Raw genomic sequence first — 18,563 nt, forward strand, 5'->3', positions numbered from 1 at the left:
CGTCGAGGAGGTGCCGCGCGGTGTCCACCGGAGCGTCCTACCGCAACCCGGTCGTCCCCGGATTCCACCCCGACCCGAGCGTCTGCCGGGTCGGCGCGGACTACTACCTGGTCTGCTCCAGCTTCGAGTACTTCCCGGGCGTACCCCTGCTGCACAGCCGCGACCTGGTCACCTGGCGGCAGATCGGCAACATCCTGGACCGGCCCGGCCAGCTGGCGCTCCCCGCCGACACCGAGGCGTCCCGGGGCATCTTCGCGCCCACCCTGCGCCACCACGACGGCCGGTTCTGGCTGATCACCACCAACGTCAGCCTGGGTCGGCACCTCATCGTCACCGCGCCGGAACCCACCGGCCCCTGGTCCGACCCGGTCTACCTCGACCTGCCGCACGTCGACCCCTCGCTGGCCTGGGACGACGACGGCACCTGCTGGCTGACCACCTCCGGCGTGGACGCCTACCGGATCGACCCGGACGGCGGCCGGGTGCTGGAGGGGCCGATCCCCCTGTGGTCGGGCACCGGCGGCCAGTACCCGGAGGCCCCGCACCTCTACCGGATCGACGGCTGGTGGTACCTGCTGCTCTCCGAGGGCGGCACGCACACCGGCCACGCCGTCTCGGTCGCCCGCTCCCGCAGCCCGCGTGGCCCGTTCACCCCCGCGCCGGCCAACCCGATCCTCACCCACCGGAGCACCGACCTTCCGGTGCAGGCCACCGGGCACGGCGACCTGGTCCAGGCGGTCGACGGCAGCTGGTGGCTGGTCCTGCTCGGCATCCGGGCCCGGGGCCAGTGGCCGCCCTACCACGTCCTCGGCCGGGAGACCTTCCTCGCGCCGGTGCGCTGGGTCGACGGCTGGCCGGTCGTCGACCCGGTCCGGGAGATCACCCCCGCGCCCCCGGGCAGCGCCCCGGCCGGTGCCTCCCCGGCCGGCCCGGACGCCTTCCACGACGACTTCGACGCGGCCGTCCTCGCGCCCGAGTGGATCTCGCCCCGCAGCCGCCCGGACGACTGCTGGTCGCTGACCGCCCGGCCGGGCTGGCTCACCCTGCACGCCGTGGGCGCGACCCTCGACCTCGCCGGTGCGACGATCGTGGCGCTGCGGCAGCGGTACCACGACAGCCGGACCAGCGTGCGGGTCGACCCGGGCACCGGCACCGCCGGGCTCACCATCCGCATCGACGAGGCGCACCACTACGACCTGGAGGTCCGGGCCGGCACCGTCCGGGTGATCGGCCGGGCCGGGCCGTTCCGGCAGGTCTTCGCCACCCACGCCGTACCGGACGGCCCGCTGGTGCTGACGGTCGCCACCCGTACCCACGACCTCTACCCGCCGACCGTCACCTCCGCCGCCGACCTGGCGGCCCGGACCGCCCCCCGGGGGGTACGCGCGGCCGGCTGCGACATGGTCACCTTCGAGGTGGCGGGCCCGGCCGGCCCCGTCGTGCTGGCCGAACTCGACGGACGCTACCTGTCCACCGAGGTCGCCGCCGGGTTCACCGGCCGGGTCGTCGGCATGTACGTCACCGGGGGCAGCGCGGCGTTCGACTGGTTCACCCACCGCCCGGCGGCGGCCCCGCACTGACCGGGACCCGGTGCGGCCGGGGTCCGTCGCTTGTGCTCCGGACGGGGCTGCCGGGGCACGTAGACTTCCCTGCGTGATCGAGGAAGGTCGACGTCGAGGCTCCCGCAAGCCCCGGCGCGGCGACCTGCCCCTCGCCACGATCGCCGAACTCGCCGGGGTGTCCCCGCCGACGGTCTCCAAGGTGCTCAACGGCCGCCGGGGGGTGGGGGAGCAGACCCGGCAGCGGGTGGAGGCGCTGCTGCGCGACCACGGCTACCGCCGTCGACCGCCCGGAAGCGTGACGCCCTGCATCGAGGTGGTCTTCCACCAGATGCTCTCCTCGATCGCCATGCCGATCCTGCGCGGGGTGCAGGAGGTCGCCGGCCCCCGGGACCACACGGTCGGCTTCACCGACGTGCGGCACCGCCTGCGTGCCGGCCAGCCCTGGGCGCAGGCGGTGCTGCTGCGCCAGCCGGCCGCGGTGATCACGGTCTTCTCCCTGGTGACGGCCGAGGACGGGGCGAGTTTCGCCGCCGCCGGCATTCCGCTGGTGGCCGTCGACCCGGTGGGCAACCTGTTCCCCGTCCCCGCCGTCGGGTCGGGCAACTGGAGCGGGGCGCTGTCGGCCACCCGCCATCTCGTCGACCTCGGCCACCGACGGATCGGGGTGCTCACCGGCCCGGTGCGGGACCTGTCGGCGCGGGCCCGCCGCGACGGCTTCCGGGCCGCGCTGGACTACGCGGGCGTGCCGTTCGACGAGCGCCTCGAACGCAGCGGCGTGTTCACCTTCGAGGACGGGCTGCGGCTCGGCGTCGAGCTGCTCGCCGGGCCCGCGCCGCCCACCGCCGTGGTCTGCGGCAACGACCTCCAGGCGCTGGGTGTCTACGCGGCGGCCCGGGAGGCCGGGCTGCGGATCCCCGACGACCTCAGCGTCGTCGGTTTCGACGACGTCGACGAGGCGGCCTGGCTGGCGCCGCCGCTGACCACGGTGCGGCAGCCGTTCGGGGAGATCGGGGCCACCGCCGCCCGCCTGGCGCTGGCCCTGGCCGACGGCCAGCCGCTGGTGCAGGACCGGTACGAGCTTGGCACGTCGCTGGTGGTGCGGGGCAGCACCGCGCCGCCCCGTCGCCGCTGAGCCCACCCGTCCGCTCCCGCCCGACCCGCTTCCGTCGTCCCGGCCGGTCGCACGGGGTGAGGGTTGCGTCACCCGGGGGAGGGACGCCCGCCGCCATGCCGGTCATAAACTTGATTTGCTCCAGAACAGCGGACTATGGTCGAGCCATGACGGCCGACCTCGAGGCACAGTTACGGGCGGCCTCGCTGCGCGTGACCCGGCCCCGACTGGCCGTGCTCGCCGCGCTGCGGGACCATCCGCACGTCGACACCGACACGGTGATCGCGCTGGTCCGGTCCGACCTGCCCACGGTCTCCCACCAGGCGGTCTACGACGTGCTGCGGGCGCTCACCGAGGCCGGCCTGGTGCGCCGCATCCAGCCGGGCCGGTCCACCGCGCGCTACGAGGCGCGGGTGGGGGACAACCACCACCACGTCGTCTGCCGCTCCTGCGGCGTGATCGCCGACGTCGACTGCGCCGTCGGTCACGTTCCTTGCCTCACCGCCTCCGACGACCACGGTTTCGTGGTCGACGAGGCGGAGGTCGTCTACTGGGGCACCTGCCCCGACTGCGCGGCCGACCGCATCTCCCAGTGATCCACCAGTTCGGAAGGAAGTACATGAGCGACACCCAGGACAACGCCCCCGCCAGCGCGCAGGGCGTGGACCAGAAGGCGGCGGCCGGCTGCCCGGTCGCGCACGACTCGGTGACCGCGCAGGGTAGCGAGAGCGAGAACCCGGCGATCGACTCCCCGAAGCCGAAGACCGGAGGGCGTCCGCGTACCAACCGGGACTGGTGGCCCAACCAGCTCGACCTCTCGGTCCTGCACGCCCACTCGGCCAAGGGCAACCCGCTGGGGGAGGACTTCAGCTACGCGCAGGAGTTCGCCAAGCTCGACGTCGAGGCCCTCAAGCGGGACATCACCGAGGTGCTCACCACCTCGCAGGACTGGTGGCCGGCCGACTTCGGCCACTACGGCGGCCTGATGATCCGGATGAGCTGGCACGCCGCCGGCACGTACCGGATCGAGGACGGTCGCGGTGGCGCCGGTGACGGCGGGCAGCGGTTCGCGCCGCTGAACAGCTGGCCGGACAACGCCAACCTGGACAAGGCCCGCCGGCTGCTCTGGCCGGTCAAGCAGAAGTACGGCCAGCAGATCTCCTGGGCCGACCTGCTCGTGCTCGCCGGCAACGTGGCCCTGGAGTCGATGGGCTTCACGACCTTCGGCTTCGGCTTCGGCCGGCAGGACGTGTGGGAGCCCGAGGAGATCTTCTGGGGCCCGGAGGACACCTGGCTCGGCGACGAGCGTTACTCCTCCGAGACCGAGATGTCGGCCGGCGTCGGGGCGACCGAGATGGGCCTCATCTACGTCAACCCGGAGGGCCCGCGCGGCAACGCCGACCCGCTCGCGGCGGCGCACTTCATCCGGGAGACCTTCCGCCGGATGGCGATGAACGACGAGGAGACCGTCGCGCTGATCGCCGGCGGGCACACCTTCGGCAAGACCCACGGCGCGGGCGTCGCCGACGACCACGTCGGCCCCGAGCCCGAGGGCGCCCCGCTGGAGGCGCAGGGCCTGGGCTGGCTGAGCACCCACGGCAGTGGCAAGGGCGGCGACACCATCACCAGCGGTCTGGAGGTCACCTGGACCGACCGGCCGACGCAGTGGAGCAACCGCTTCTTCGAGATCCTCTTCGGCTACGAGTGGGAGCTGACCACCAGCCCCGGTGGGGCCAAGCAGTGGGTCGCCAAGGACGCCGAGGCGATCATCCCGGACGCCCACGACCCGGCCAAGAAGCACAAGCCGACGATGCTCACCACCGACCTGTCGCTGCGCGTCGACCCGGCGTACGAGAAGATCTCGCGGCGCTTCCTGGAGCACCCCGACGAGTTCGCGCTGGCGTTCGCCAAGGCCTGGTACAAGCTGCTGCACCGTGACATGGGCCCGGTCAGCCGCTTCCTCGGCCCCTGGGTCGCCGAGCCGCAGCTCTGGCAGGACCCGGTGCCGGCCCTCGACCACGAGCTGGTCTCCGACGCCGACGTCGCCGCGCTCAAGGCGAAGGTGCTCGACTCCGGCCTGAGCACCGCGCAGCTGGTCAGCACCGCCTGGGCCTCCGCGGCGACCTTCCGGCACACCGACAAGCGCGGTGGCGCCAACGGCGCGCGGATCCGGCTCGAGCCGCAGCGCAGCTGGGAGGTCAACCAGCCCGAGCAGCTCGCCACGGTGCTGGCGACCCTGGAGGGGATCCAGCGCGAGTTCAACGACGCCGGTGGCGCGAAGATCTCGCTGGCCGACCTGATCGTGCTGGCCGGCTCGGCCGCCGTCGAGCAGGCCGCCCGTGCCGCGGGTGTCGAGGTGACCGTGCCGTTCCGGCCGGGCCGCACCGACGCCAGCCAGGAGCAGACCGACGTCGAGTCGTTCGCCGTGCTGGAGCCGCGCGCCGACGGGTTCCGCAACTACCTGCGTCCGGGTGAGAAGACCCAGCCGGAGGTGCTGCTCGTCGACCGGGCGTACATGCTCAACCTGACCGCGCCGGAGATGACCGTCCTCGTCGGCGGCCTGCGGGCCCTCGGCAACAACGTGGGCGGCACGGCGCACGGCGTGCTGACCGACCGGCCGGGCGTGCTCAGCAACGACTTCTTCGCCAACCTGCTGTCCCCGGGCACCCGGTGGAAGGCGTCGGAGTCCGAGGAGCACGTCTACGAGATCCGGGACCTGGCCACCGACGAGGTGAAGTGGACCGCCACCGCGGTCGACCTCATCTTCGGGTCCAACTCCCAGCTGCGCGCCCTCGCCGAGGTCTACGCCAGCCAGGACGCGGGCGCCAAGTTCGTGACCGATTTCGTGGCGGCCTGGACGAAGGTCATGGAGCTGGACCGGTTCGACCTGTCCTGATCCGACCCTACTGTGCGGGCCCCGGCCGATCGGCCGGGGCCCGTCCGGCTTTCGGCGGCGGATGGGGGCGACCCCTGCTTCCCAGAGGACGAACGCCGCCGGGCCGGAAGCTAAAACTGCGTGACACGTAATATTGCGTGTCGCGCAGTTTTGGTTATGCTGGGTGGGTGAGCGGGCTACGGGAGCGCAAGAAGGCTGAGACGCGGGCGGCGCTGAGCTGGGCGGCCATCCGGCTGACCGTCGCCCGGGGCTTCGACAACGTCCTGGTGGAGGACATCGCCCAGGCCGTGGGCGTGTCTCCGCGTACGTTCAACAACTACTTCTCCAGCAAGGCCGAGGCGATCGCCTTCCGCCACCTCGACCGCAGCCGGCGGGTCGCCGAGGAGCTGCGCCGACGGCCTACCGACGAACCCCTCTGGACAGCGCTGATCGCGGCGACACTGACCCGCTTCGCCCCCGGCCCCGAGGTCACCCGGTCGCCGCCGCGCCCGCACGCCGAATGGGTCGAGGGGCTCGCGGTGATGCTGGCCGAGCCGGCGTTGCAGGGCGAGATGCTGCGCGCGGGCGCCATCGCCGAGGCCGACCTGGCCGCGGCCGTGGCCGAACGCACCGGCACCGACCCCGACCGCGACCTCTATCCGCACCTCGTGGCGGCCAGCGTGAACGCCGCCGTGAACGCCGCGATCCAGCACTACCTGCGCGCCGATCCGCCCGTGGCGATGGAACACCTGCTCCCCGACGCGCTGACCCGGCTCGCCGCCGGCCTGCCGCCCCCCACACCCCGCTGACCCGACCCGTCGCCCGCCCGTCGCCCCGCCGACCGTTCCCGCCGATCCGCGCAAGCGCGACCCGGCGCGTCCACCCGCACCCGTCGGGGTGCCCGGTCCTGCCCATGATCCGCCGCGCCCCGGCGGCGGATCCACCATGCCCTCGAAAGGAACCCGCCATGATCGACGTCCTCATCGTCGGCGCCGGCCCCAACGGTCTCCTGCTCGCGGCCGAACTGGCTTTGGCCGGCGTCCGGCCCGTCGTCTGCGAACGGCTGTCCGCCCCCACCACCGAGCAGCGCGCCAACGGGCTGGTCGGTCAGGTGGTCCGGCTGCTCGACCGGCGCGGCCTGCACCACCGCCTCGTCGACGACCCGGGGCCGCCGCAGCCGTCACCCGGGTTCGTCTTCGGGGCGCTGCCGCTGGACCTGCGGGCGGTGCCGGACAACCCGCTGTACCTGCTCCAGGCCCCCCAGAAGCACCTGGAACGGGTGCTCGCCGAGCGGGTCGCCGAACTGGGCGTGCAGGTCCGACGGGGACACGAGGTGACCGGCCTGACCCCGGGCGCGGACGACGTGCGGGTCGCCTTCGCCGACGGCACCACCCTGCGCTGCCGCTACCTGGTCGGCGCGGACGGCGGGCACAGCGTCGTACGCCGGCTGGCCGGGATCGGCTTCCCCGGCGTGTCCACCGACCGCACCGTCTCCCGAACCGCCCAGGTCAGCCTGCCTGCGGAGCTGGTCGACCCGGCGACCGGCGACCTCGTGGTCCCCGGTTACGGCACCGTCGCGCCGTTCCGGCACACCCGCACCCCGCACGGGCTGATCGTGTGGGCCCCCTTCGCCGGGCGTCCGGCGGGCCTCAGCACGATCGAGTGGCCCGAGTCGACGCGGTTCGACGGGCCGCTGACCCTCGCCGAGCTGCGCGCCAGCGTCGCCCGGGTGCTCGGGGCCGACGTGCCGATCGATCCGCCGGCCGGCCCCGGGCCGCACCTGCTGCGCCGACTGGTGGGGGGCAACACCCGGCTCGCCGAGCGGTACCGCGCCGGGCGGGTGCTGCTGCTCGGCGACGCCGCCCACGTCCACTCTGCGATCGGCGGGCCGGGACTCAACCTCGGCCTGCAGGACGCGGTGAACCTGGGCTGGAAGCTGGCCGCCCAGGTGCACGGCCGGGCCCCGGCCGGGCTGCTGGACTCCTACGAGGCGGAACGCCGACCGGTGGCGCACCGGGTCACCATGTCCACCCAGGCCCAGTCGGCGCTGATCGCCCCCGGCAGCGAGGTCACCGCGCTGCGGGTACTCCTCGGTGAACTGCTCGACCGGCCGGAGAACGCGGCCCACGTCGCCGCCCTGCTGGCCGGAGCGGACGTCCGCTACCCGATGGGCGACGCCGCCGGGCCGCTGGTCGGACGTTTCGCCCCCGACCTGGTGTGGCACACCGACGCCGGTCCGGTCCGGCTGGCCGAGCTGACCCGGACCGCCCGCCCGCTGCTGCTCGACCCCACCGGCGTCCACGCCGGGGTGGCCGGGCCGTGGCGGGACCGGGTCGACGTGGTCACCGGACGGTTCACGCCGGACAGCGCGGCGGCCGACGCGCCCGGCGACGACCTGCCGACCGCGCTGCTGCTGCGCCCGGACTGCCACGTGGCCTGGCAGTCACCGACGGACGGGCCGGACGCCGACGGGTTGACCGCCGCGCTCGCCCGCTGGTTCGGCCCGCCGAGCGCCGAGCGGGGTCGACGTGGTTCGGCCGGCCCGGCGGGGGAGGGTGCCGGGCCGGCCGATGCGGAGCGTCGGGTCAGTCCCGCTGGATGACCATCCCGGCGCCCACGGTGCGGTTGGTGGTCTCGTCGATGATGACGAAACCGCCTGTGGTGCGGTTGCGGTGGTAGTCGTCCACCAGCAACGGCACGGTGGTGCGCAGCCTGATCCGGCCGATCTCGTTGAGCGCCAGCGCGGTGCTGGCCTCGTCCCGGTGCAGCGTGTTGACGTCGAGCCGGTAGTGCAGCTCGCGGACGATGGCGCGCGCCGACCGGGTGGTGTGCTTGACGACGTACCGGCCGCCGACCTCCAGCGGGCGGGTCTCGTCCATCCAGCAGACCATCGCCTCGATGTCCTGGGCGACGGTGGGCGTGTTGTTCGGCCGGCAGATCATGTCGCCCCGGGAGACGTCGATCTCGTCGTCGAGGCGGACGGTGACCGACATCGGGGGGAACGCCTCGTCGACGGGTCCGTCGGCGGTGTCGATGGCGGCGATCCGGCTGGTGAACCCCGAGGGCAGGACCATCACCTCGTCGCCGGGCTTGAGCACCCCGGAGGCGACCTGCCCGGCGTAGCCCCGGTAGTCGGTGACGGTGGTGGACTGGGGGCGGATGACGTACTGCACCGGGAACCGGACGTCGACCAGGTTGCGGTCCGAGGCGATGTGCACGTGCTCCAGGTGGTGCAGCAGCGACGGGCCCTCGTACCACGGCATGTTCTCCGACCGGGCGGCGATGTTGTCGCCCTGCAGCGCCGACACCGGGATCACCGCGAGGTCGGGGACGTCGAGTTTGGCCGCGAAGGCGGTGAACTCGTCGGCGATGCGTTCGAAGACCTCCTGGGAGAAGTCGACCAGGTCCATCTTGTTGACGCACAGCACCAGGTGCGGCACCCGCAGCAGCGAGCACAGGAACGCGTGCCGCCGCGACTGCTCCACCAGCCCCTTACGCGCGTCCACCAGGACCAGGGTGAGGTCGGCGGTGGACGCGCCGGTGACCATGTTGCGGGTGTACTGGGTGTGGCCGGGGGTGTCGGCGATGATGAACTTGCGCCGGGGAGTGGCGAAGTACCGGTACGCCACGTCGATGGTGATGCCCTGTTCCCGTTCGGCCCGCAGGCCGTCGGTGAGCAACGCCAGGTTGGTGTACTCGTCACCCCGGGCCGCGCTGACCGCCTCCACCGCGGCCAACTGGTCGGTGAACAACGACTTCGTGTCGTAGAGCAGCCGACCGATCAGGGTCGACTTGCCGTCGTCCACACTGCCCGCGGTGGCGAACCGCAGCAGGTCCATCGGTCGGGCCTCGGCCGGGGAATCGGCCGGTGCCAGCATCTCGGTGCTCATCAGAAGTAGCCCTCCCGCTTGCGGTCCTCCATGGCGGCCTCGCTGACCCGGTCGTCGCCCCGGGTGGCACCCCGCTCGGTGATCCGCGTCGACGCGACCTCGTCGATCACCTTCTCCACCGTGTCCGCGTCGGAGCGGACGGCGGCGGTGCACGACGCGTCCCCGACGGTGCGGTACCGCACCCGGGCGGTGAAGGGTTCCTCGCCCGCGCGGGGGGTGAAGAACTCGTTGACGGCGTAGAGCATGCCGTCGCGTTCGACGACCTCACGGTCGTGCGCGTAGTAGATCGACGGCAACGGCACCCGCTCCCGGGCGATGTAGTGCCAGATGTCCAACTCGGTCCAGTTCGACAACGGGAACACCCGGATCGACTCACCCGGATGATGCCGACCGTTGTACAACGACCACAACTCCGGCCGCTGGTTCTTCGGATCCCACTGCCCGAACTCGTCCCGGAACGAGAACACCCGCTCCTTCGCCCGCGCCTTCTCCTCATCCCGCCGCGCCCCACCGAACAACGCGTCGAACCGGTGCTTCTCCACCGCGTCCAACAACACCGGCGTCTGGATCCGGTTCCGCATCCCGTCACCCGACTCACGGACCAGGCCCCGGGTCAGCGCCTCCGGCACGCTCGCCACGATCAGGTGCAGGTTCAGCTCGGTCACCCGCTGGTCGCGGTAGTCGAGCACCTCCGGGAAGTTGTGCCCGGTGTCGACGTGCATCACCGGAAACGGGATGCCGGCCGGGGCGAACGCCTTCTGCGCCAGCCGCAGCATCACGATCGAGTCCTTGCCACCGGAGAAGAGCAGCACCGGCCGCTCCATCTCGGCGACCACCTCACGCATCACGAAGATGCTCTCCGCCTCCAACTCGTCGAGCTGGGAGACCTGGTACGCAGCCGATCCGCTGCTCATCGCGGGTCCTTTCCGGGGTGGGGGACGGGGGAACCGGAGGTGGCCGCCGTGCCGGCCAGTTGCCGCCGCAGCGCGGCGAGCAGCGGCACGGCCAGCTCGCCGCGACAGACCAGCAGGTCCGGCAGCCGGGGGTCCGCCTCGTTGTAGGTCAGCGCGGAACCGTCGATGCGGGACGCGTGGAACCCGGCGGCCGTGGCCACCGCCACCGGCGCGGCGGAGTCCCACTCGTACTGGCCGCCCGCGTGGATGTAGGCGTCCACGTCACCGGTCACCACCGCCGCGATCTTCGCCCCCGCCGAACCCATCGGCACCAGTTCCGCGCCGACCTCCTCGGCCAGCGCGGCCAGGAACGCGGGGGGACGGCTGCGGCTGGCGGCCAACCGGATCACCCCGTCGGGCGGGGGCGGCGCGGCCGGCAGCGCGTCGGCGACGTCGGTGGTCAGCACCCGGCCCTGCGCCGGCAACGCGACCGCACCGGCGACCAGCCCGTGCGGGGTCGCCGCGTCGCGGGCCCAGAGCGCCACGTGCACCGCCCAGTCGGCGCGGCCCTGCTCGGAGAACTCCCGGGTGCCGTCCAACGGGTCGACGATCCACACCCGCTCGGCGGTCCGCCGGGACACGCCGTCGCCGGTGTCCACCAGCCGGGAACCATCGTCCTCCTCGGAGAGCACCGCGTCGGCCGGGCGGCACCGGGCCAGCTCGGCCCGCAGGAGGTCGTGGGCGGCTCGGTCACCGGCGGCCTTCAACGCGGCGGGGTCGGCGTGACCGTGGTCGGCGCGTACCCGTAGCAGCAGCTCACCGGCGTCGGCGGCGAGCCGGCGGGCGAGCGCCACGTCGGATTCGGCGATGGTGGGGTCAACCATGGCAACTCCTCGACCTGTCGGGTACGCGGACGGTGGGGGTACGGGTGGTCACTGGACGGCCCGGCGCGTGAAGCAGCGGACGCTGACCCAGGTCAGGACGACGGCCACCCCGGTCAGCACGGTCAGGCACACCCACGCCGGCAGGTGCGGCACGCCGGGCAGCAACGCCCCGCGCACCCCCTCGGAGACGTACGTCATCGGGTTGAGCGCGGTGACCACCTGGTACCAGGGCACCGACGACAGCCGGGGCCACGGGTAGTGGATGCAGCCGGTCCAGATGATCGGGGTGAGGATCACCGAGAAGGTCACGTTGATCCGCTGCACCGGCAGGGTGGTGGCCAGGCTCATCCCGATCGCCCCGCCGATCCACGCCCCGAGCAGCGCCACCACGAACGCCAGCGGCAGCCCTGCCGGCCGCCACGGCGCGGAACCGACCATCAGCGCGCCGAGCGGATAGATCAGCACGGCCGCGAGCAGCCCCCGGATGGTGGCGATCACCAGCTTGCCGATCGCGACGTACCCGGTCGGCAGGGGCGCCATCAACCGGTCCTCGATCTCCATGGTGAAGCCGAACTCCTTCACCAGTGGCAGGGCCACGCTCTGCAACGCGGTGGTGAGGGCGGCCAGGGCGATGATGCCGGGCAGGAACACGTCGGCGAAACCGCGCCCGACGAGGCCCTGGCTGCCCAGCACGGTGTCGAAGACGAACAGCATGAACAGCGGCGTCAGTCCGACCTGGACCAGGATGACCCAGAGTTCCCGGCCGGTGACCATCAGGTCGCGGCGCAGCACCGCGGCGAACACCCGCCCGGTCCCGGGCCGGGAGGGGGGTGTGGCCGTCGGGCGCAGCGGTGTCGGGGTGTCGAGAGCGGTCACCTCGGTTGCCTTCCGGTGAGTTCGATGAAGACGTCCTCCAGGCTGGGTTCGCCGACGTCGACGGCGTTGACCGCCGCCTGGCGGGCGGCGAGCACGGTCACCGCCGGGCCGAGCAGCGTCGCGGGATCGCCGGCCAGGTGCAGGCGGATGCGCAGCCGGCCGCGACCGCCGTTGCCGGCCGCCCCGCCGCCGCGCCCGAGCAGGCCCGCCCCGGCCAGGGCGGCCAGCCGGCCGGCGCCGGGCCGCCCACCACCGGCGGCGAGCGCGGCCAGCATCCCGGCCCCGCCCGCCCCGACCCCGGCCAGCCCGGCCGCAGCGCCGCCCGGCCGCCCACCGGCCGGCACGGTCGGCGTCGCCACCCGTTCCGCCTTGCGTACGCCGGGCAGCTCGCCCAGGGCGGCGCAGAGCGCGTCCGGGTCGTCCCCGCCGGCCGGGGTGACCGTGAGGTCGAGCAGCGCGTCCCCGGCCAGGCCCCGGACCAGGGCGGTCGGGGTGTCCAGGGTGAGCAGCCGGCCGTGGTCGACGATGCCGACCCGGTCGACCACCCGGGCCGCCTCGTTCATCGCGTGGGTGGTCAGCACGATCGCCACCCCCCGCTCGCGGAGTTGCCGCAGTTGCCCCCAGATCAGCAGCCGGGTCTGCGGGTCGAGGGCGTTGGTCGGCTCGTCGAGGAAGAGCACCGCCGGCTCGTGGGTCAGCGCCCGGGCGATCATCAACCGCTGCGCCATGCCGCCCGAGTACGCCTCGATCCGCCGGTCGGCCCGCTCGGTGAGGCCGAACCGCTCCAGCAGCTCCGCCGCGCGGGCGTGCGCCTCCCGTCGCCGTACCCCGTGGTAGGTGGCGTGGTAGACGAGGTTCTGCCGGGGGGTGAGCGCCCGGTCCAGGTTGTTGTGCTGGGGCACCACGGCCAGGTGGGCACGGGCGGAGGCCGGGTCCCGGCCCACGTCGACCCCGCAGACCACGGCCCGGCCCCCGGTGGCCCGCAACCGGGTGGTCAGGATGCCGACGGTGGTGGACTTGCCGGCCCCGTTCGGCCCGAACAGCCCGAAGATCTCGCCCGGCGTGACCGTGAACGACAGCCCGTCGACCGCGTTGGTGTCGGTGCGGGGGTAGCGCTTGACGAGGTTGTCGACCTCGACCACGGCCGGCCCGTCTCTGCTGGGCATCTCAACTCCTGTCCTGAGGGGGTGCGGGTGCCGACGGGGCCGGCGGCGGTGCCGTCAGCCGCCGGAGGGCTGGGGGTGCGCGGCGAAGAACCGCCAGATGGTGTCGGTGGCGTTCAGCGCGGTGGAGGGGGGATCGAGGTTGAGCAGCTTCTCCGCCCGGGGCGGGTTGGGTCGGCCGCCGGGCCACTGGTGGCCCGCGCCGGCGACGGTGATCAGCTCGACGGCGCGGCCCTGGGGGCAGCTCGCGGTGGACCGGGTGACCGGCCCGTCGGTGGTGACCTTCGGTGCGCCGCAGGAGTCGATGCTGCGCCAGCGGGCGGCCAGCTCGGGGGTGGGCGGGCCGTCGATCTTCACCGGGTTGCGTCCGGTACCGCCGTTGTCCCGCCGGCCGGGCCCGCCGCCGTACGGCATGGTCTGGTCCTGCTGGCCGTGGATGTGCAGCACCGACACCGGTTTCGGGTCGGCGCACTGCCCGGTGAGGGTGCTCGCCACCGCGCCGATCGCGGCGAAGGTCGTGGTGTCGCAGACCAGCTTGTACGCCAGCAGCCCGCCGTTGGAGATCCCGGTGACGTACCGGCGGGCCGGGTCGACAGGCAGTTCCCGGCCGACCGTGGCGACCAGCTCGGTGATGAACGCGACGTCGTCGACGCCGTCGCGGGCGGGTGCCCCGCAGCACTGTGGACCGACGGCCCAGGCCCGGTTCAGCCCGTCCGGGAACAGCACCAGGAACCCGTCCCGGTCGGCCTGGCCGGTCCAGCCGTACGCCTGCTCGGCCTGCTCGCCGGTGCCGGCCGCGCCGTGCAGCATCACCACCAGCGGGACCGGCCCGCTCAGGTCGGCCGAGGCCGGCCGGTAGAGCCGGTAGCTGCGTTCCCGCCCGTCCACGGTGAGGGTGTGCGTGGAGCTGCCGACGGGCGTGTCCGCCGCCGGCCGGGTCGCGCCGGACGGCGCGTCGGCCGTCGGGCCGGTGGGGGAGTCGGCCCGGTCGCGGCGGGGACTGCATCCCGCCGGGGCGGTCAGGGCGAGCAGCAGCGCGAGCGTTCCCGCGATCCGGGCGGTGGACCGGCCGGTGCGACGCCGCCCGACTTCAGGGCGAAAAACGGTAAAAGGCATCATATCAATACTTTCGCCCGGGAATGTTCGAGCAACGTCAGGGACGCGCCAGGATTCGGCAAGGGGCGCGCGGCACCACCCGCGCCGGAGCGGGCCGGGGCCGCCGGCCCGGCGACGACGCTGTCGCCGGGCCGGCGTCCCGCCAGCTCAGTAGCCCCGCAGCCGGAGCAGCTCCCAACCACCCTCGGGCACGTCGTCCGTCGGGTCGGCCCGCAGGTTCATCGGGTTCGCCATGCCCAGGTAGAGCGTCGGGCCGTCGGCGACCATGTTGCGGATGCCGTAGTTCAGGTAGTTGCCCAACCCGGTGTTGTCCACCGTCGTCGCCGCCTTCGTCGGCGACGAGAAGGCGTACAGGTCACCGCCGTAGACCGCCTCCGGCAGGGCGCTCGCGCGCATCCCGGCCGCGTCCATCGGCGCTCGGGCCAGGTCGTCGGCCAGCGCCGGTGACAGGCCCAGCTCGGCGGCGGTCTCCTTGCCCAGCTCCTTGGCCAGGTAGCTCCAGTCCATCGTGCCGACGTACAGCTTCCCGCCGGCCACCACCATCTTCCAGGTGTAGTTGTTGTACGGGTTGCCGAAACCGGGAGGCCCGAACTTCGGCGTCTGGTGCGTCGACTGCAACGCCCACGCCCCGGCCCCGTTGTTGGCCGCCGGGTCGTACGCGGGCAGCTCCGTCGCGCCGTACAACAGGTCGACCTTCTCGAAGTGGGAGCCGAAGTTGCGGCCCCGGTAGATGCTGATCGACCGCTGGGTGTTCTGGATGGTGGCCTGGGCCGCCGCCTCGTCCGCCGGCGGGTAGGTCGCCATGTGCACCGTGGTCGCCTTCATCGGCACGTGCATCGTGCCCCAGTAGAGGAAACCGCCGTAGGAGGCCAGGCCGCCCAGGGCGTAGGCGCGGGCCACCACCGGGTCCGGCTCGTACTCCGACACGTTCCACACCTGCTGCCAGCCGTCGGCGTCCTCCGGGTTCAGCCCCGGCGCGCCCGACGCGAGCGGCGGGCTCATCCAGACCGCCGCGATGCTCGGCGGCGGCGCGGCGGCACCGGCGGTCGGGCCGGCCAGCTCGGCGTCCGAGCCCGGCCAGGTGGTCACGAACAGCCGCCCCTGGTGGACGGTGAGATCGGCGGCCTGCGCCGGCAGGTTCGCCACCACCGTGAACGCGAACGGGTCGGACTTGCTGCCCGTCCAACGCAGCACGTTGCCGCGCTCGCCACCGTTCGCGCCGACGCCCACCCCGGCGTACAGGGCGTCACCGGCCACCGTGAAGTGCCGGATGTTGCCGTACATCGGGAAGTTGCGGGAGCCGAGGAACGCGCCCGTGTCGGTGTCGAACGCGAACAGGTTGACGCTGGTGCCCAGCGCCGGGCCGCCCAGCAGGGCCACCCCGTTGAAGTTGCCGGCCGCCCGGATGCCCGCGGTGGTCTGCAACCGGTTGGCGTCCTCGGTGGAGGCCGCCTTCACCAGGTCGGTCTTCTCGACCAGCTTGTTGGCGCGGGTGTCGTAGGTGTAGAGGCGCGGCTGCCGGTGGTCGCCGAGGATCGGCGGCAGCTGCGGGTTGCGCTTGGCGACCTGGCTCTCGCCGTACTCGCAGACCCAGTCGTCGTTGACCGTCGGCGTGGTGTTGCGCAGGGCCCGGCCGCTGGTCAGGCAGTTGACGTTCGCTCCGGTGCCGAACCACAGCATCTTGCCGGCCCGGGTCATCCCCCACAGGTACGCCTGGTTGACCTTGGCCTTGCCGTCGGCGCACGGCGGCCCGGCCGGGTACGGCAGCCCGATCCCGGCGAAGCACTCGTCCGGCTGGGCCTTGGCGAGCAGTTGCGGACTGCTCTGCTGCGCGCCGGCCGCGCTGGCCGCGCTGCCGGGGTCTGCGGCGTCGAGTGGCGCACCGAGCGCCGCCGAGGGAACCGCCAACACCGACCCGAGCCCGAGTACGGCGACGGCGGTCGACAACCGCCGTGCGGAGAACCGGAGTGGATTCACCAACAATCTCTCTTTCGCAGGAAGGTGGACACCCGTTACCGGGTCCGGCGGAGGCGGACCCGGGAACGGGCAGGGACACACAGGGACCGCTCAGACGGCGGCCGGCAACTTCCGGGGAGCCGGGGCGACGACCCGCGACGCCATCCGCTCGGCCCACCCGGACGGGTCGGGGAAGTCCAGGAACCGGCCGAGCCCGGTCAGCTCGGCCACCGGGTCGGCGACCAGGTCCTCGTAGGACATCCGCAGCAGGTGCTCCGGGGGCACGTCCCGCAGCGCCTGGTCGGCCTGGCTGCTCATGAAGGCGCACAACCCGAGGTAGCGGCGCAGGTCCTGACCCCGCTCGCGCAGCGCGTCGGCGGTCAGCCGGTCCGGCAGGTACGGCTGGAGGTCCTCCGGCACGGTCTGGTCCGCGCCCACCCGGAACGGGTCCAGCCCGCACCGGCCGAGGAACTCCACCCGCAACTGGATGAGCTGGAACGACGAGTGCCGGCTCATCGACCGGGCGGTGTCCTCCCAGTTGCGGGTCAGGTAGACGACCTTGCAGTCCGGGAAGCCCCGCAGCAGGTACGGCGCCACGTGGCTGGAGCCGCCGGAGCGTTCCACCCACCGGGTCTTGCCGGTCAGCACGGCGAGCAGGTCGAGGAAGTCGTGGTGGTGCTGGGCCACCGTCTGGGTGCGGAACTGCGGCACCCGCTCGGCGAGCTGGTCGAACAACGCGTCCGGGTCGGCGGTCAGCTTCGACAGGGTGATCGCCAGGATGCGCGGTAGCTCGGTCAGCCGGTCGGCCCACCGGCCGGTGGCCGGGTAGCGGACCTCCTTGGGCGGCAGCCCGATCCGGAACAGGGTGGACAGCTCCGCCTTGGGGCTGGCCAGCACCGCCCAGTACTCGGCACCGGTGAGCACCTCGGCGCTGCGGGCCCACGGCGCGACCGACATGAAGAACTCCTGGGCCGACAGGGTGTCCGGCTCCTCGTGGATCAGGTCGGACAACAGCGTGGATCCGCACCGACCGTTGCTGATGATGATCGACCGGCCGGTGATCGGGGTGTCCATCGGAAGACCTCCTGGGTGTCGCGTCGTCATGCGGTGGTGGATTGGGTCACGTCGAGCGAGCAGTCCTCGGCGAGCCAGGCGAAGACCAGCCGGCGGACCTCCTCCGGCCGGTCGATCAGCACCGTGTGCCGCTGGTCGGGCAGCACCTCCACCCGGGTCTGCGGCAGCAGTTCGCGGACCGCCGGGGCCAGCTCCACCACCGCCGAGTCCCCGCCGTAGAGGCAGAGCACCGGGCAGCCGATCGCGGCCAACGCCCCGGCGGGCGGCAGCGGGCTCGCCGGCAGCTCCTGCGCCAGCGTGGTGTCGGAGAGCATCCGCTGCGTCTCGGCGGCCCGTTGCGCGGCGACCCGGCCCCGCCGCACCCCGATCTCGGTGACCGCCCCGTCGCGGGGCAGCCTCGCGGCGACGCGGGCGAGCCGCTCGCGGACCCGCCGCATCCACTCCGGGGTCGGCGGCGCCGACTCGATCGTCACGATGCCGGCGACCCGCTCCGGATGCCGGGCGGCGTAACCGAAGGCGATGGTGCCGCCGAACGAGTTGCCCAGCAACAGCAGCGGACCGGTGACGTCCTGGGCGGCCAGCAGCCCCGCCAGGTCGTCGACGAAGTCGTCCAGGGCGTACCCGGTGGCGGGACGGTCGCTGCGCCCGTGGCCGCGCAGGTCGTACAGGACGGTCGGGAAACCGGCCCGGGACAACGGCTCGGCCAGGGTGAAGTACCAGCTCGCCATGGTGTCCGACGCCATCCCGTGGATCAGCACGGCGGTCGGCGTCGGCCCGGTCCGGCCGTCGGCGGCCGGACCGGGGGGATCGAGCCGCTGCGTGTGCAGCGTGATCCCGTTCGCCCGGACCATGGTCACCGGCTGCCCGCCCCGACCTCGTCGGCCTGCCCCAACGACTCGGCGATGTGCGTCACGAGCTGCCCGACCTTCAACTCCCGGACGGTCTCCAGGTCGAGCTTGGCGACGAAGTGGGCGAAGTTCACCGTGTCGCCGTAGCGGGACTGGAGCCGGCCGGCGAGCGCGACCACGTCGATGCTCTCCATGCCCAGGTCCTCGGAGAACGTGGTGTCCATGGTGACCACCTGGTCGTCCGCGAAGTCGCCCAGCACGGCGTCGATCATCTCGGTGAGGTCGGCGAGGATGGTGTCCTGGGCCGAGGGCATG

Annotated in this window: 16 protein-coding genes; 6 read left to right on the forward strand and 10 right to left on the reverse strand. The window is 73.2% G+C overall.

Going from position 1 to position 18,563, the window contains the following annotated elements:
- Nucleotides 1-20: 20 nt before the first annotated feature.
- The 6 genes from ACN265_RS11035 (at nt 21) to ACN265_RS11060 (ending at nt 8,150) form a co-directional block, all read left to right on the forward strand.
- Nucleotides 21-1,580, forward strand: coding sequence for a glycoside hydrolase family 43 protein (locus ACN265_RS11035; RefSeq protein WP_421407214.1), 1,560 nt, complete (start codon nt 21-23; stop codon nt 1,578-1,580).
- Nucleotides 1,581-1,653: 73 nt separating this feature from the next.
- Entirely contained in the window at nt 1,654-2,694 is a 1,041-nt protein-coding gene (locus ACN265_RS11040; protein ID WP_421407216.1) for a LacI family DNA-binding transcriptional regulator, read from the forward strand.
- 146 nt (nt 2,695-2,840) lie between these two features.
- On the forward strand, nt 2,841-3,269 hold the full coding sequence (locus ACN265_RS11045) for a Fur family transcriptional regulator (RefSeq protein WP_421407218.1): 429 nt from the start codon (nt 2,841-2,843) through the stop codon (nt 3,267-3,269).
- A 23-nt stretch (nt 3,270-3,292) separates the two neighbouring features.
- Nucleotides 3,293-5,569, forward strand: a complete 2,277-nt coding sequence (gene katG / locus ACN265_RS11050; protein WP_421407219.1) for a catalase/peroxidase HPI — start codon at nt 3,293-3,295, stop codon at nt 5,567-5,569.
- Nucleotides 5,570-5,736: 167 nt separating this feature from the next.
- Nucleotides 5,737-6,357: a TetR family transcriptional regulator gene (locus ACN265_RS11055; protein ID WP_421407220.1), complete on the forward strand. Its 621-nt coding sequence runs from the start codon at nt 5,737-5,739 to the stop codon at nt 6,355-6,357.
- 158 nt (nt 6,358-6,515) lie between these two features.
- Nucleotides 6,516-8,150, forward strand: coding sequence for an FAD-dependent monooxygenase (locus ACN265_RS11060; RefSeq protein ID WP_421407221.1), 1,635 nt, complete (start codon nt 6,516-6,518; stop codon nt 8,148-8,150).
- Here ACN265_RS11060 and ACN265_RS11065 read toward each other — a convergent pair.
- The 10 genes from ACN265_RS11065 to ACN265_RS11110 all read right to left on the reverse strand — a co-directional run bounded on the left by ACN265_RS11065 (nt 8,134) and on the right by ACN265_RS11110 (nt 18,562).
- On the reverse strand, nt 8,134-9,438 hold the full coding sequence (locus ACN265_RS11065) for a sulfate adenylyltransferase subunit 1 (protein WP_421407223.1): 1,305 nt from the start codon (nt 9,436-9,438) through the stop codon (nt 8,134-8,136). The genes ACN265_RS11060 and ACN265_RS11065 overlap by 17 nt on opposite strands.
- Complete coding sequence (cysD, locus tag ACN265_RS11070) at nt 9,438-10,352, reverse strand: sulfate adenylyltransferase subunit CysD (RefSeq protein WP_204923173.1); 915 nt, start codon at nt 10,350-10,352, stop codon at nt 9,438-9,440. The genes ACN265_RS11065 and cysD overlap by 1 nt, the downstream gene beginning before the upstream one ends.
- The gene (locus ACN265_RS11075; protein WP_421407224.1) at nt 10,349-11,215 is read right to left on the reverse strand and encodes a 3'(2'),5'-bisphosphate nucleotidase CysQ; all 867 of its coding nucleotides are present in this window, start codon (nt 11,213-11,215) and stop codon (nt 10,349-10,351) included. Before ACN265_RS11075 ends, cysD begins: the two co-directional genes overlap by 4 nt.
- 48 nt (nt 11,216-11,263) lie before the next feature.
- Complete coding sequence (locus ACN265_RS11080) at nt 11,264-12,091, reverse strand: ABC transporter permease (RefSeq protein WP_307826018.1); 828 nt, start codon at nt 12,089-12,091, stop codon at nt 11,264-11,266.
- A complete protein-coding gene (locus ACN265_RS11085) occupies nt 12,088-13,257 on the reverse strand; it encodes an ABC transporter ATP-binding protein (RefSeq protein WP_421407225.1) in 1,170 nt (389 codons plus the stop codon). Before ACN265_RS11085 ends, ACN265_RS11080 begins: the two co-directional genes overlap by 4 nt.
- A gap of 54 nt (nt 13,258-13,311) precedes the next feature.
- Nucleotides 13,312-14,373: an alpha/beta hydrolase family esterase gene (locus ACN265_RS11090; protein WP_204923170.1), complete on the reverse strand. Its 1,062-nt coding sequence runs from the start codon at nt 14,371-14,373 to the stop codon at nt 13,312-13,314.
- A 144-nt stretch (nt 14,374-14,517) separates the two neighbouring features.
- Complete coding sequence (locus tag ACN265_RS11095; protein ID WP_307826054.1) at nt 14,518-16,347, reverse strand: hypothetical protein; 1,830 nt, start codon at nt 16,345-16,347, stop codon at nt 14,518-14,520.
- A 90-nt stretch (nt 16,348-16,437) separates the two neighbouring features.
- On the reverse strand, nt 16,438-17,400 hold the full coding sequence (locus ACN265_RS11100; protein WP_204923169.1) for a sulfotransferase domain-containing protein: 963 nt from the start codon (nt 17,398-17,400) through the stop codon (nt 16,438-16,440).
- 26 nt (nt 17,401-17,426) lie between these two features.
- Complete coding sequence (locus tag ACN265_RS11105) at nt 17,427-18,251, reverse strand: alpha/beta fold hydrolase (RefSeq protein ID WP_420117642.1); 825 nt, start codon at nt 18,249-18,251, stop codon at nt 17,427-17,429.
- Between the two features lie 2 nt (nt 18,252-18,253).
- Nucleotides 18,254-18,562 carry an acyl carrier protein gene (locus ACN265_RS11110; protein WP_204923167.1) on the reverse strand — a complete coding sequence of 103 codons (309 nt, stop codon included), beginning with the start codon at nt 18,560-18,562 and terminating at the stop codon, nt 18,254-18,256.
- Between the last annotated feature and the right edge of the window lies 1 nt (nt 18,563).

This window comes from Micromonospora sp. WMMD730, assembly GCF_049178955.1.
GTDB classification, from domain to species: domain Bacteria; phylum Actinomycetota; class Actinomycetes; order Mycobacteriales; family Micromonosporaceae; genus Micromonospora; species Micromonospora wenchangensis.

Bases quoted from the DNA above. Each gene is read 5' to 3' on its own strand.
- ACN265_RS11105 (WP_420117642.1), bottom strand. From the start codon at position 18,251: ATGGTCCGGGCGAACGGGATCACGCTGCACACGCAGCGGCTCGATCCC.
- cysD (WP_204923173.1), bottom strand. From the start codon at position 10,352: ATGAGCAGCGGATCGGCTGCGTACCAGGTCTCCCAGCTCGACGAGTTG.
- ACN265_RS11110 (WP_204923167.1), bottom strand. From the start codon at position 18,562: ATGCCCTCGGCCCAGGACACCATCCTCGCCGACCTCACCGAGATGATC.
- ACN265_RS11090 (WP_204923170.1), bottom strand. From the start codon at position 14,373: ATGATGCCTTTTACCGTTTTTCGCCCTGAAGTCGGGCGGCGTCGCACC.
- ACN265_RS11045 (WP_421407218.1), top strand. From the start codon at position 2,841: ATGACGGCCGACCTCGAGGCACAGTTACGGGCGGCCTCGCTGCGCGTG.
- ACN265_RS11100 (WP_204923169.1), bottom strand. From the start codon at position 17,400: ATGGACACCCCGATCACCGGCCGGTCGATCATCATCAGCAACGGTCGG.
- ACN265_RS11065 (WP_421407223.1), bottom strand. From the start codon at position 9,438: ATGAGCACCGAGATGCTGGCACCGGCCGATTCCCCGGCCGAGGCCCGA.
- ACN265_RS11060 (WP_421407221.1), top strand. From the start codon at position 6,516: ATGATCGACGTCCTCATCGTCGGCGCCGGCCCCAACGGTCTCCTGCTC.
- katG (WP_421407219.1), top strand. From the start codon at position 3,293: ATGAGCGACACCCAGGACAACGCCCCCGCCAGCGCGCAGGGCGTGGAC.
- ACN265_RS11075 (WP_421407224.1), bottom strand. From the start codon at position 11,215: ATGGTTGACCCCACCATCGCCGAATCCGACGTGGCGCTCGCCCGCCGG.
- ACN265_RS11085 (WP_421407225.1), bottom strand. From the start codon at position 13,257: ATGCCCAGCAGAGACGGGCCGGCCGTGGTCGAGGTCGACAACCTCGTC.